This window comes from Blautia sp. AM29-29, from assembly GCF_003480555.1.
GTDB classification, from domain to species: Bacteria; Bacillota; Clostridia; order Lachnospirales; family Lachnospiraceae; genus Fusicatenibacter; species Fusicatenibacter saccharivorans.
The window spans coordinates 38,282-51,528 of record NZ_QUJD01000008.1 but is presented as its reverse complement, the minus strand read 5'-3'; the positions used below and the strand labels follow the sequence as shown (position 1 = coordinate 51,528).

The window sequence follows — 13,247 nt, the reverse complement described above, 5'->3', positions numbered from 1 at the left end:
ATCTGTATATGTTATTTTGTTCAATAAGCAAAAATGTGGTCACGTATCCATATAGTATTTCGCTATTAATAATTATATTTTCGACAATTACCCTCTCCATTTTTACCATGCAAAACTACTTATTCTTTGTTTTTATACAATATTTTACATATACTCTTAAAAAACTTATAAAAGCGTTGATTCCAAAATGAACCAACGCTTTTATAAGTTTTTTGTAACTATTCAGAACCCCTGATAGAGTCCATGTGATTTTTTGTGAAAAACAGAGAAAATAAAAAATCTGTTTTCACTTCATTTGCTTCCTGTCGGTGGATAACTAACCGATGGTGAAGCAGCTATTTCCATCTTTGTGGATTACTGATTTTAATTCATCATTTTTGTATTTCAAAATCCTATTTTTATCGGATTTTGATTAAATTTAGCAACACTTGCACCTTAAAAAAATAGCTTTATCCACAGTCATTTTGCCCAATGAGCATTTCCACACAATTCGCTTTTTTTCTGATTTTACGCTAAAATAGAACTATCATATTTTAGTGAAAGAAGGTGGTCTCTTTGACAGTAGAGGAAATGAATACGCAGCTGCAAATGCAAGTCAATGCATTAAATGCATCTTTGAATTCCCTGCAACAATCATTTGATGCGCAGACTGCGCTTATCACCCAGCTCAATCAGACCATTCAGGAACTGAGAGAACAGCTTAACAAGAATTCTAAAAACAGTTCCAAGCCGCCTTCAAGTGATGGCTTTAAAAAACCTGCGCCAAAAAGTCTGCGTAAACCTTCTGGTAAAAAGGTTGGCGGACAGGAAGGTCATCAGGGAACATACCTGTCTGTCATTTCAGACCCTGATGAGATTGTGAAACATATGCCATCTGCCTGCGAAGGATGTCCTCATTACAAAATGTGTAAAGGAACTGCCTGTGTTGCAGAAAAACGACATGTCATTGATGCGGTCGTCACTGTTAATGTCGTGGAACATCAGCTTCTCGAGATTCCAATCTGTATGCTTCATGGAGATACCAGAAAAGGGAGCTTTCCTAATGATGTTAAAGCAACCGTGCAGTATGGTGAGAACTTGCAGGCACTATCTGTTGCTTTAAATACAGTCGGAGCAGTCAGTGTGAAAAGAACACATGAGATTCTCTCTGGCGTATTTAACATCCCACTTGCCACCGGAATCATAAGTAACATGGTAAAACGTTGTGCTGACGCAGTATCCGAGACAGTAAACCGGATAAAGCAAAAAGTTGCCGATTCAAGTCTTGGTCATTTCGATGAGACCGGAACCCGTGTTGATAAAAAACTATGGTGGGTTCATGATGCATCAAACTGTGAATTCACGTACCTTGATATCAGTCCAAAGCGTGGATATCTTGGCATGGAGCAGTGCGGTGTGCTGCCATTGTTTCACGGTATTTCCATGCATGACTGCTGGGCTTCTTACTGGAGTTACGAAGATTGCCAACATGCAGTCTGCTGTGCCCACTTATTACGGGAATTGACAGGCATTGCCGAGAACCATCCCGAGCAGAAATGGGCGTCTGCATTTATAGGCCTTCTGATAAAAATGAAGAAGGTCAAAGATAAAGCTGTAGAGGCCGGTAAAGAAACTCTCAGCTATTATCACTATCATAAGTTTGATAAGCGATACGATGAACTTATCAAACAAGCCAGGGAAAAAAATCCGCTTCCGGTTACCGCAGAGAAAAAACGTGGGAGAAAGAAAAAAGGAAAGATTCTTGCTCTGGTGGAGCGCTTTGATAATTACAAGGCATCAGTCTGCCTTTTTATCCATAACTTCATGGTTCCGTTTGATAACAATCAGGCGGAACGAGATTTAAGGATGATAAAAGTTAAGACGAAAGTATCAGGCTGCTTCCGAAGTGAAGAAGGAGCCAGGGATTATCTGAAAATCATGTCCTATGTTGGCACAGCCCATAAGCAAGGGCACAACGCATACGATGCAATCAGAAAGGCAATCTCAGGATGCCCAGATTTCATTTTCGAATAGGGGGTTCTGAATAGTTACATGAGAATAACATTTAACTTAGCTCATCTATTGTTTTATCAATCTTCTCAATTGCATAGAGCGGCAAATTTATAAGCCAATCTTCCTTTTTGAAATCTGCCATCGAAGTACGAACAGATATATCAGGTGAAAACTTCTCCTGATATGTTTTCAAGCTCTTTGCTCTAAGGTTAACTTCTGCCTTCACTTCAACCGGAATAATTTGCTCACCTGTATCAATAACAAAGTCAACCTCACAAGAACCCCTATCGTTGGTATAATAATAAATACCTAAATCTTCGATGGTTTTTAATTGCTGACAAACATACTGTTCAGTAAGTGCGCCTTTGAATTCGACAAAAAGATCGTTCCCATCAAGCAAAGTACGTTGACGAAGCCCCGTCATGCATCCGAGCAATCCCACATCTACCAAAAATAACTTAAATGCTTTTAAGTCCTCATACGCCCGTAGCGGGATGCCCGTTGCATTTACACGGCTGACCTTATGAACGAGACCGCAATCACTGAGCCACATAATTGCGGTTTCATAGTCTTTCGCACGGGCACCTTCACGGACGAGCCCGTAAATGAATTTTTTGTTTTCTTTGGCTAACTGAGAAGGAATACTGTTCCACAACATACGAAGTCTTGGTACAATCTCATTTGGAGCATGTTTAGAGAAGTCTTGTTCGTAGGCTGCAAGGATTCGCTTTTGAATTTCACGGACCTCATTAAAGTCTTTGTTCTCTGCGAAGCTTTGCACAGCTTCAGGCATACCACCGACAAAGTAGTATTGCTTTAAGGAATCGATATATGTTTGCTTAAAGCATGTAATCATCCCAAAGTCTTGCTTATCAAGAAGTTCGGCAAAACGTTCCTTATCGGTTGCCATCAAAAACTCTTTGAACGAAAGAGGATAAAGCTTTAAGAAATCTACCTTGCCAACGGGAAAAGATGTGCCTTGATGCAAAGCGATACCAAGCAAAGAACCGGCACATACAATGTGGTACTGCGGGGCGTTTTCATAAAAATACTTAAGAGATGCCAGCGCTCTCGGAACTTCCTGTACTTCATCAAAAATCAATAAAGAATTGTCTGGATCAATTTTGCGACCAGCATACAACTCTAATCCCATAATTAAGCGGTCAGTATCCAAGTCAGAAGCAAATAACTCTGCCATTCTGGAATTAGAGTCAAAATTGATATATATGGCATCTGTATACGCCTGCTTGCCGAATTCTTTCATTAGCCAAGTCTTGCCAACCTGACGTGCCCCTTCAATAATTAAGGGTTTGCGGCGTTTGCTTTGTTTCCATTTTAATAGTTTTTCAATAGCAATTCGGTACATAGACGCACCTCCATCATCATAATGTAAGTATAGTATATTACGCAATTACAAAAAATACAATGAGTTTTAGTCTGATAATTACATTTTTTACAGTGATGAAAGTCGATGAGTTTCATAATATTCTGGCAGCGAAAGCGGCGTATTTATTCCTGTGAAGCAGGCCTCCGATCTTGCTGAAGCAATGAAAACTGCTGCAACTTCCTATTCCACAAGAGATCTGCTTTCTGTCCGCTATATGAACCATTTTAATACGCTTTTTGGTTTTCTCAGAGTCATTTTCTTGAGTCTCATTGGTTTACTCATCGGCGGACTGCTTTCTCTCCCCTACATGGATCATGCCAGCATTCCACTCATTGTTTCCAGCAGTGCGGCCGATTCCCTTCTTGGCAGTGTTCTTCTGGAATCCGGTGTCCAGAGTGGTGTTTATCAGAGTATTTTATGGTTTCTCCTGTGGATTCTGTTTTCCGCTACGCTGGGATTTCTGCATCCCAAAAAACAAATTTGGGGTCCAGGAAACATAACCGTTCCATGGATGCTGAAAAATAAACAGATGAGTGAAATGAAAAACGGAAATATCCGCGTATAATTTTTATCCATTATGCCAAACTGGCTTAAACGATTGATTTATTGAGCAAACTTGTTTTTCTACCAGTCCCATCTTTCCAAAACACTCTTCCAATTTGTCGCATCTTTTTCCGTAGAAACTCACACAAATTTGACAATTTGTGATACACTAACCTATAGCAATTCCGAATATTTTATGCTTCATCACTAATTTTTCGGAACTGAAATTGACTTTTCGATGCATAAACCAAACGATTTGTGGTATACGAAGAAAGGAATTCTTATGAAACTTATTTTTATCCGCCACGGCGAACCGAATTATGAGATTGATTCTCTGACTGAAAAAGGCTGGCGTGAGGCTGAGCTACTTTCGAAGCGGACGGTGAAATGGAACGTCACCGATTTTTACTGCTCGCCGCTCGGACGTGCGAAGGATACGGCTTCTTTTACGTTGAAAAATGCGGGCCGCGAGGCCGAAATTCTTCCGTGGCTGCGGGAGTTTGATGCGCCTGTCCTTGATCCGGAGACCGGAAAGCGCCGGATTCCGTGGGATTTTCTTCCGGATGTGCTCGATGCAAACCGGGATCTCTATGACAATAATCTCTGGACGAAAAATCCGATCATGCAGACCGGAAACATGGACGAGAATTATCATTTTGTGACCGACGGACTCGATGCACTGCTTGCGCGCTACGGTTATGTACGCGACGGTTACCGCTATCACGCTTCGGATGAAACGAACCGCGAAGCTGTCATTGTCTGCTTCTGCCATCTCGGCGTTACGTGTGTGGCGCTGTCCCACCTGCTGAACATGACACCGGTGCAGCTCTGGCAGGGCATGTTCCTGGCGCCGACTTCCGTCACGATCGTCGGAACCGAGGAGCGCAAACCGGGCGAGGTGTACTTCCGCTGCCAGACCGTAGGCGATGTCCATCACCTGCTTTCGGCGGGCGAGCCGGTTTCCTATTATGGAGCGTTTAACGATCCATTTCAATTTTAAACTTTACAAAAAGGAAGATTTTTATCATGAATGAAGCAAAATTAAGAGAATACGCAGAGCTGATCGTAAAAATCGGCGCAAATGTACAGAAAGGACAGCGTGTCCGCCTGCAGACCGGCGTTGACCAGGTTCAGCTTGCTACCATGGTTACCGAAGAGTGCTACAAGGCCGGTGCCAGCTATGTTGAAGTGATCTGGGAGTGCGGTCCGATCAACAAACTGAATTATCAGTATGCATCCGCAGAAACTCTCGGCACCGTTCAGACCTGGGAAGAAGAGCGCCTCAAACAGATGACCGTGGATCTGCCGGTCCGCATTTTCATCGACTCCTCCGATCCGGACGAGCTTGCCGGCATCTCCGCTGACCTGCTCTCCACCGTTCGCCAGATGCGCGCAAAAGTAACGAAAAAATACCGCGACCAGATCGACGGAAAACATCAGTGGCTGATCGTTGCCGCTCCATCACCGGCATGGGCTGCAAAAGTATTCCCGGGCGAGCCGGAGGATGTTGCAGTTGAGAAACTGTGGAATGCCATTTTCGACTGCCTGTACTTAAAAGAAGGCGAAGATATCGAAAAGATCTGGCAGGCACACAGCAACCGTATGATCAGCAAGGCAAAATGGATGACCGAGCAGGCGTTCCATAAACTGCATTACACCAGCAAAAATGGAACTGATTTCACCGTTGAGCTGATCCCGGGCGCAAAATGGAGCGGCGCCGGCGATATCAATCATCTGAACAAGGTCTTCTTCGTTCCGAATATGCCGACCGAGGAAGTTTTCACCAGCCCGATGCGCGGCAAATGCGAAGGCCGCCTTGTTTCCACCAAACCGCTCAGCTGGTCCGGACAGGTTATCAACAACTTTACTGTTGATTTTAAAGACGGAAGAGTCGTTGACTGCCACGCAGAGCAGGGCGAGGAAGTTCTGAAAAAAATGTTCGCCATGGATGACGGCGCTTCGATGCTCGGCGAGGTTGCACTCGTTCCGAAGGAGTCCCCGATCAACCAGTCCGGTCTGATGTTCTTCAACACACTGTTCGATGAGAACGCATGCTGTCATGTTGCCGCCGGTGCCGGATTCTCTGAGGTTCTGGACGGATTTATGGATATGAGTGATGAAGAAATCCTCGCAAAAGGTGTCAATGATTCCCTGATCCACGTTGACTTTATGGTTGGATCGGATGACCTGCACATCGTGGGTATCCACGAAGACGGAAGCGAGACCGATGTCTTTGTAAACGGCACCTGGGCTGAATAATCATCGCCCCATCCTTTCCATCACTTTGCAGAACACCACCGCCGCAATCGTACTCGCCGCTGTCGCCGCAAGCGCCGGTCCGACAATTGCCGTCGGATGGACACTGCCGTACTGACTGCGGTACGCGATGATGTTGACGGGGATGAGCTGCAGGGATGAAATATTCAAAATCAAAAACGTACACATTTCCCGGTTCGCGGTTCCTTCTGGAACTGCGGCCGGGTTTTTCGTTTTCCGCCGCTCCTCCTCCAGCTCCTCAAACCGCTCCATCGCCGCAAGCCCCGGCGGCGTCGCAGCCGCGCCAAGCCCAAACACATTACAGATCATATTCATCCCCGCCGCCCGCATTGCAGGATGCTCTTCCGGCACTCTCGGAAACAAAAACCGCAGCACCGGCCCCATCCTTTTCACCAGCCCGTCAATCACTCCCGCCTTCTTCGCAATCTCCATCAGCCCCGCCCAGAACCCTGTCACCCCAACCAGCGAAACCGCCAGCACCACCGCCTCCCGCGAAGCCCGAATCACCCCATCCGTCACCTCCGGCATCCGCCCCTGTATCGCGCCGTATACGATGCCGAGAAGCAGCATGGAACTCCATAGAACGTTCATTGCATCACCTGACTAAAAAAGATCTTTATAAAAATATGCTGACTTTATATTTTCCATGATTCGAACAGGATCCTGTTATACCCTATCCAGTGAACAAAATAGACTATATATTTCTTCGTGTATTGCCCGGCACTTTTTCATTTAAAAATCAATTTCCCGCTTTCCCTTTTCTCATATAAGGATTTCGATACAGTGAAATCACAAGCTCCGCAGCCATGAAGCACCAGATAATCGGTTCGCACCAGATTACGGCGCTGTAATGGTAACGCGGGATGAATACCATTGCGAAGATAATCTTTCCAAAAAGCTCAATAAAGCTCGACAGCAGCGGCAGAATTTTTTCTCCCAATGCCTGAAGCGCCAAGCGGCTGCAGTTGACGAGGCCGAGTGCGAAGAAGAACGGGATGGCTACGCGGAGGTAGCGGGCGCCGTTTCCGAGGACGGTCGGGTCGGAGGAGCCGGAGATCAGGTGTACCAGGGTTGGCGCAAACGGTGTGACACAGATAATCAAAGCGATGGTAACGCTGAAGCAGAATAAGTAGGCATAGCGGATGCCTTTGTGTACGCGCTCCCGGTTATCCGCACCGCGATTCTGTGCAACGTAGGTGTTGACGGCCTGCGCCATCGAAGAAAGCGGCATCATGGAGAACGAAAACAGCTTTCTCGCAGCGGTATGTCCCGCAATTGTTTCATATCCAAGACTGTTGATGCCCGGCTGCAGAACGATCGAACCAACGTAAATGATGCTGCTCATGAATCCCATTGAAAATCCCTGTGCCAGCAGATCCGCGTACAGTCCGCGGTCCGGCTCAAAGTGGCGTTTTTCCGGCAACAGAATTTTCGCTTTCGTAACAATATAAATCAGGCAGAGCACCACGGAAATCCCCTGTGCAATGACGGTTGCAATCGCGGCACCGCGGACGCCCATGCCAAAGGTGCGGATAAACAGCAGATCGAGCACGATGTTTACCAGCGATGAAAAGATCAGGAACACGAGCGGCATGAAGCTGTTTCCGATCGCCCGCAGCAGACCGGAGCACAGGTTGTAGGCGAACATGACGAACAGGAAAATCGAGAGAATCGAAATGTAACTGTAGGATTCCTCAAGAATCTTCGCCGGTGTTTTCAGCAGGCGCAGCAGCGGATGCATGAAGATCGTTGCCAGAATCGTGACAACCAGCGTAACGGCAACGCCGATGACGATACAGGATGCAACCGATTTTTTCATCCGGTCTGTCTCCTGCCGTCCAAAGCAGCGCGCCGTGACGATTGCAAGACCGTTTCCGACGCCGAAGGTAAATCCGGTCATCATCTCATAAATCGACGAGCAGGCACCCATCGCCGCAATCGACGAGTCGCCGAGTGTATAGCCGACGATCAGCGTATCCATCGTGTTGTAAATCTGCTGAAACACGCGGGACGCCATAATCGGCAGGGCAAAAAGCAGCAGAGATTTCAGGATCGAGCCATGAAGCAGATCAACCTGAGAACTCCGCCGGGTTTGTGTCTGTGACATAAAGAAAATTCCTCCCTCTGATATAATGCATTGTTACCATTATATCAGAAGAGAGGAATTACCGGGCAGATAAAATACCCAAAACCATAAAAAAATACAATAATACAAAACTTTTACAGATTTTCGTCAATGATCGTGCATGTTCCGCCTTTTTCTTCGAAGTAATCCTGCATCTGCGCCGACAGCACATTCACATCCTCGTACTGCTCCGGCTGCACATGATTCGAAATCCAGGCATCGCCGCCCTCGTACAAGATCTGATACTGACTGTTATAGGAAGCTTCATATACATATGATTCCCCGTCGAGCGTGCATTCATAACGAACCGTGCAAAGCGACGCTTCATCCCGCAGCTGTGATTCCGTGTACACCCGAAGTCCGATCGCCGCTCCAATCAGAACAAAGATCGCCGCAAACACACCAACAAACGCATACCGGATCACTTTCCGTCTCCGCACTGCCTGCTGCACCAGCTGATCATTTAAGACCGCAAGCTGCTGTGCAATCTCATTCAGTTCCGAAGGCTGCTCCTCCTCTACTTCCAGCCCGCCGCCCAGCAGCACACTCACCGGCACCTCAAACAGCTCCGCCATCCGATCCAGCATCACCGCATCCGGAACCGAAATCCCTTTCTCCCATTTCGAAATCGTCTGCCGCACCACATGCAGCTGCTCCGCCAGCGTTTCCTGGGAATATCCTTTTTTCTTTCGCAGTATTTTGATGTTATCACTCAGCATAACTGTGTCCTCCTCGTATTTGATGGGCCTATCATACGATAAAAACTGGCGTTGCGGCAAGCAACAAAAAATAACACGGCAAATTAGGTTGTATTTATCCTAAGATTTATATATACTATAGAAAAAAGTCTTAAGGAGGTACCCAAAATGGCTATCGACACAAAAACCTTAATTTCCATTTCCGAAGCAAACCAGAATTTTTCCAAAGTCGCCCGCCTGGTAGACGAATACGGTTCTGCTGTGATTCTGAAAAATAACATTCCAAGATATCTTGTCATCGACTTCAGCAAAGCCGAGCAGGAAACCACTGCATCCGAAGAGGATGTGTTAAGCATCTCAAAACGCCTGATGGAACAAAACAAAGAAGCATACGAGGTACTTGCTAAATGAAAAGACTGAGTAAAAAGCAGATTCTCATGCTGCATACTCAGTTGATTCAGCAAACTGGCGGAAGCGACGGAGTCAGAGATTACAATCTGCTGGACTCCGCTCTCGAAACGCCTTTCCAGTCCTTCGGCGGAGAAGACTTGTACCCCACCCTGCAGGCAAAAGCCGCAAGACTGGGCTATGGCCTGATCAAAAATCATTGTATGATTCTTTTCCCAGCAGATACTGATAAATATCCCTCTTCGTCACCCCGCGATCCTTCGCCACGAGTTTCATCGCTTCTTTTCTTGCAATCCCCTGATCTTCATACCGTTTCATATGTTCTTCGATCGAAATCTCCTCAAACGCCGCCTTCGCCTCGTCCTCGATTTCTTTCTGGCTTCTGCCCTCGATGACAAGAACGCATTCGCCTTTCGGATCTTCCTGTTCGTAGCGAGTGATGGCATCTTCAATCGTGGTCTGCCATGCCGTCTCGTGTTTCTTGGTCAGTTCCCGGCAGAGTGTCAGCCGCCGGTTGCCAAGCGTCTCCAGCAGTTCCCGCAGTGTCTTCAGCAGATGATGCGGCGCCTCGTACACGATCATCGTCCGCGTCTCGTTTTTCAGCCGTTCCAGCGCCAGTTTATGTTCTTTTTTATCCGGCGGAAGAAATGCTTCGAAGACAAATCTTCTCGTTGAAAGTCCCGACAGTGTCAGTGCCGTCACACACGCGCATGCGCCCGGCAGGCTTGTCACTTCGATGCCTGCCTCGTACGCCATCTTCACCAGCTCCTCACCCGGATCAGAAATTCCCGGTGTTCCGGCATCCGTGATCAGCGCGATATTTGTTCCCGCCAGCAGCTTCTGCACCAGCTCGCGGCCCTTGTCGTATTTGTTGTATTCGTGATAACTCGTCATCGGCGTATGAATCTCAAAATGGTTCAGCAGCTTAATGCTGTTTCTCGTATCCTCCGCCGCGATCAAATCGACCTCCTGCAGAATGCGGATTGCACGGAAGGTCATGTCCTCCAGATTTCCAATTGGTGTTGCACACAAATATAATTTTCCTGCCATGTTCTTATCTCCCGTCTCCATATAATTCCCGGATGTCCTTTGTATACACGCCCGGCGTCTCATACACAATCAGCGGTTTCTCCACGGTAATTCTCGGATTCCCGCCTTTCATCGCCTCGATCAGCACCATGTTCGGCTCCTTGTCCACAAACGGATAAACGAGCTGCATCCTTTTTGGTTCCAGATGATATTTTTTCAGCGTCGAAAAAATCTCCGCCAGCCGGAACGGCCGGTGCACCAGATAGAACCGTCCTTTCGTCTTTAAAACCGCCGATGCCTCTTTCGCAATATCATCAAACGAGCACAGCACCTCATGCCGCGCAATCGTCTTCGCCTCAAGCGCATTCGTCAGCCCGTGCTGCCCCGTCATGTACGGCGGATTGCACGTTACCACATCAAACACTTCTTTTCCAAACTGCTGCGATGCCGTCTTCACATCTCCCTGGAAAATCTCAACATCATTTTCCAGATGATTGTACCGCACACTCCGCTGTGCCATCTCGGCACTGTACTCCTGAATTTCCAGCCCGGAAAAATGCTCTCCGTTTGTCTTCGCCTTCAGCAGAATCGGCACAATTCCCGATCCCGTGCAGAAATCCATCGCCCGCTCCCCGCGCTTCACCTTCGCGTAGGATGCCAGCAGCACCGCGTCAATGCCATAGCAGAAAAGGGATGGATTCTGTATCATCCAGTAACCGTTCTGCAGATCATCGAGCCGCTCACCCGGCTTCAAAAATTCTTCTTTTCTATCCAATGAAAATCCCTCCTCCTGCTGACCGCCCAGCGCCGCATCACACAAAAAGAAGCGTCAGTTTTACCCGGCGCTTACTTTTTTCAAAATGCATTCCAAATCAATCTTATTCCGGCTGTTTTGCCTCTTCCGAAGAAGCCTGCTCCCCGGAGCTGTTTCTGTCTTTTTTCTTCTCTTTGCCTTTTTCCTTCTTATGCTTCGGCTTGAACTTGAGCTCTTCCACCGGGTACTCCCGCATTTCCTTCTCATCGTTCACATCCACCAGCACTTTTACGAGCTGACGAAGTACATTCACACCGGAAACCTCACCTTTCATGCCGTCCGGCAGCGTTACGATATCGCCGACACCCGGCAGCTTGCGGTTCAGGTATTCATAGGTTTCCTGCTCGTTTTTCAGGCAACACATCAGTCGTCCGCAGACACCCGAAATCTTCGTCGGGTTCAGGGACAGGTTCTGCTCTTTTGCCATCTTGATCGAAACCGGTGCAAACTCGGACAGATACGTATGGCAGCAAAGCGGTCTGCCGCAGATGCCGATTCCGCCGAGGATCTTTGTCTCATCGCGGACACCGATCTGGCGAAGCTCGATTCTCGTCTTAAAGACAGCCGCCAGATCCTTTACCAGCTCACGGAAATCAATTCTTCCGTCGGCGGTAAAGTAAAACAGCATCTTGTTATTGTCAAACGTATACTCTGCATCGATCAGCTTCATCTCCAGGTTGTGCGCCCGGATCTTCTTCTGGCAGATTTCAAACGCTTCTTTTTCTTTCTTGCGGTTGCTCTCCTCCCGCGCATCATCCTTCGGCGTTGCAATGCGGATGACTTCTTTCAACGGCTGGATCACCTTGGAATCGTCAACTTCTTTTGGCCCCAGCACAACGAAACCATACTCTACGCCGCGCGCCGTCTCAACGATAACGTGGTCGCCCACGCAGATGTCCAGCTCTCTCGGCGAGAAATAATATACTTTTCCTACGTTTCGAAAACGTACTCCTATAATTGTTATCATGCTATCAGTTTTCCTTCATTGTCAGGAACATAAGCTCCATGGTTAAATCAAAATTAACATTCGCGTTCAGGCGGGCTCTCGCCTTCTGAATCGCCTCTATAATCTTCTCCAGGCCTTCGTATGAGCTCTTATTTGCTCTCTCACGGATTCCATTCAGCTCCTGCTTGAACACAAGGGAATCGACCTCTTTTGTCGCCTTAAAGAGCAGAACATCGCGGAACCATAAAGAAAAGATATCGAAGTAATCATCAATATTGTCTTTTTCGGCCGTCAGTTTTTTGATCGTCTCCACGATTTCATACAGCGGCATACTGTCGGCGTACTTTGCCATGCGGAGTGCACTTTCCAGCGTCTCCTCGTATTCCGGAGAACGGGCAATCCGCTCTGCTTTTCCGATATTTCCCTGCGCCAGGGACGCATCAACCTCTGCCTGGTAATCCGGCACATGCATTTCGTTCATCAGATAATCTTTCACAAGCTGGTCTCCCACTGGTTTTAAATTTAACTGCACGCAGCGTGACGAAATCGTCGGAAGCAGCGCATCCGGGTTGTCTGCCAGAAGCATGACAACTGCGTAGGCCGGCGGCTCCTCGATCGTCTTCAGCAGCGCGTTCTGCGCCTGAAGTGTCAGCTTCTGCGCCTCGTCGATGATATAAATCTTGTACGGACTGCTGTACGGCTTGATCATCACATCGTTAATGAGCTGCTCGCGGATTTCATCGATGCTGATGGTGTTCGGCTTTTCATGCTTCACATAAATGATATCCGGATGATTCTGGCTCTGTGCCTTTTTACAGGACGGGCATTCCATACAGGGCTCGACCCCGTGCTTCTCGCACTGAAGCGTCATCGCAAACAGTGAAGCCATCATTTTCTTTCCCGATCCACTCTCTCCGCCAAAAAGATAAGCATGAGATACTTTATTCATCGAAATGGCATTCTGTAAATGCGTTATGATTTCCTGATGTCCTACAACCTTCTGAAAACCCTGCATAAAATCACCCCCT

Annotated in this window: 13 protein-coding genes and 1 pseudogene; 6 read left to right on the top strand and 8 right to left on the bottom strand. The window is 47.3% G+C overall.

Annotation, left to right across the window (positions count from 1 at the left end; genetic code table 11):
• Window positions 1-555 precede the first annotated feature (555 nt).
• Window positions 556-2,013, top strand: a complete 1,458-nt coding sequence (tnpC, locus tag DW769_RS16405; protein WP_238061561.1) for an IS66 family transposase — start codon at window positions 556-558, stop codon at window positions 2,011-2,013.
• Window positions 2,014-2,044: 31 nt separating this feature from the next.
• Here the strand turns inward: tnpC and DW769_RS07390 are convergent, their stop codons facing one another.
• Window positions 2,045-3,358: an ATP-binding protein gene (locus DW769_RS07390; protein ID WP_022461260.1), complete on the bottom strand. Its 1,314-nt coding sequence runs from the start codon at window positions 3,356-3,358 to the stop codon at window positions 2,045-2,047.
• A gap of 151 nt (window positions 3,359-3,509) precedes the next feature.
• On the opposite strand from DW769_RS07390, the gene DW769_RS07385 reads away from it, so the two are divergent.
• The 3 genes from DW769_RS07385 to DW769_RS07375 all read left to right on the top strand — a co-directional run bounded on the left by DW769_RS07385 (window position 3,510) and on the right by DW769_RS07375 (window position 6,181).
• Complete coding sequence (locus tag DW769_RS07385) at window positions 3,510-3,944, top strand: hypothetical protein (RefSeq protein ID WP_022461261.1); 435 nt, start codon at window positions 3,510-3,512, stop codon at window positions 3,942-3,944.
• Between the two features lie 261 nt (window positions 3,945-4,205).
• The gene (locus DW769_RS07380; RefSeq protein WP_022461262.1) at window positions 4,206-4,922 is read left to right on the top strand and encodes a histidine phosphatase family protein; all 717 of its coding nucleotides are present in this window, start codon (window positions 4,206-4,208) and stop codon (window positions 4,920-4,922) included.
• Window positions 4,923-4,948: 26 nt separating this feature from the next.
• Window positions 4,949-6,181, top strand: coding sequence for an aminopeptidase (locus DW769_RS07375; protein WP_022461263.1), 1,233 nt, complete (start codon window positions 4,949-4,951; stop codon window positions 6,179-6,181).
• Here DW769_RS07375 and DW769_RS07370 read toward each other — a convergent pair whose 3' ends face one another.
• The 3 genes from DW769_RS07370 to DW769_RS07360 all read right to left on the bottom strand — a co-directional run bounded on the left by DW769_RS07370 (window position 6,182) and on the right by DW769_RS07360 (window position 9,043).
• Entirely contained in the window at window positions 6,182-6,790 is a 609-nt protein-coding gene (locus DW769_RS07370) for a nucleoside recognition protein (protein ID WP_117762080.1), read from the bottom strand. It abuts the gene before it with no gap.
• A gap of 148 nt (window positions 6,791-6,938) precedes the next feature.
• Window positions 6,939-8,306 (bottom strand): MATE family efflux transporter, encoded by a 1,368-nt coding sequence (locus DW769_RS07365; protein ID WP_022461265.1) that lies wholly within the window; start codon window positions 8,304-8,306, stop codon window positions 6,939-6,941.
• A 113-nt stretch (window positions 8,307-8,419) separates the two neighbouring features.
• Complete coding sequence (locus DW769_RS07360; RefSeq protein ID WP_118750182.1) at window positions 8,420-9,043, bottom strand: helix-turn-helix domain-containing protein; 624 nt, start codon at window positions 9,041-9,043, stop codon at window positions 8,420-8,422.
• Between the two features lie 147 nt (window positions 9,044-9,190).
• On the opposite strand from DW769_RS07360, the gene DW769_RS07355 reads away from it, so the two are divergent.
• Entirely contained in the window at window positions 9,191-9,433 is a 243-nt protein-coding gene (locus DW769_RS07355; RefSeq protein ID WP_118750181.1) for a type II toxin-antitoxin system Phd/YefM family antitoxin, read from the top strand.
• Window positions 9,430-9,573: pseudogene (locus DW769_RS17270) on the top strand (type II toxin-antitoxin system death-on-curing family toxin); the annotation flags it as partial. The gene DW769_RS07355 and the pseudogene DW769_RS17270, both read left to right, overlap by 4 nt.
• 46 nt (window positions 9,574-9,619) lie before the next feature.
• Here the strand turns inward: DW769_RS17270 and rsmI are convergent.
• From rsmI to holB, 4 genes are all read right to left on the bottom strand, one after another.
• A complete protein-coding gene (gene rsmI / locus DW769_RS07345; RefSeq protein WP_022461267.1) occupies window positions 9,620-10,480 on the bottom strand; it encodes a 16S rRNA (cytidine(1402)-2'-O)-methyltransferase in 861 nt (286 codons plus the stop codon).
• Window positions 10,481-10,484: 4 nt separating this feature from the next.
• A complete protein-coding gene (locus tag DW769_RS07340; RefSeq protein ID WP_055226320.1) occupies window positions 10,485-11,168 on the bottom strand; it encodes a tRNA1(Val) (adenine(37)-N6)-methyltransferase in 684 nt (227 codons plus the stop codon).
• Window positions 11,169-11,337: 169 nt separating this feature from the next.
• A complete protein-coding gene (locus DW769_RS07335) occupies window positions 11,338-12,240 on the bottom strand; it encodes a PSP1 domain-containing protein (RefSeq protein ID WP_118750180.1) in 903 nt (300 codons plus the stop codon).
• Between the two features lie 4 nt (window positions 12,241-12,244).
• On the bottom strand, window positions 12,245-13,234 hold the full coding sequence (gene holB, locus DW769_RS07330) for a DNA polymerase III subunit delta' (RefSeq protein WP_022461270.1): 990 nt from the start codon (window positions 13,232-13,234) through the stop codon (window positions 12,245-12,247).
• Between the last annotated feature and the right edge of the window lie 13 nt (window positions 13,235-13,247).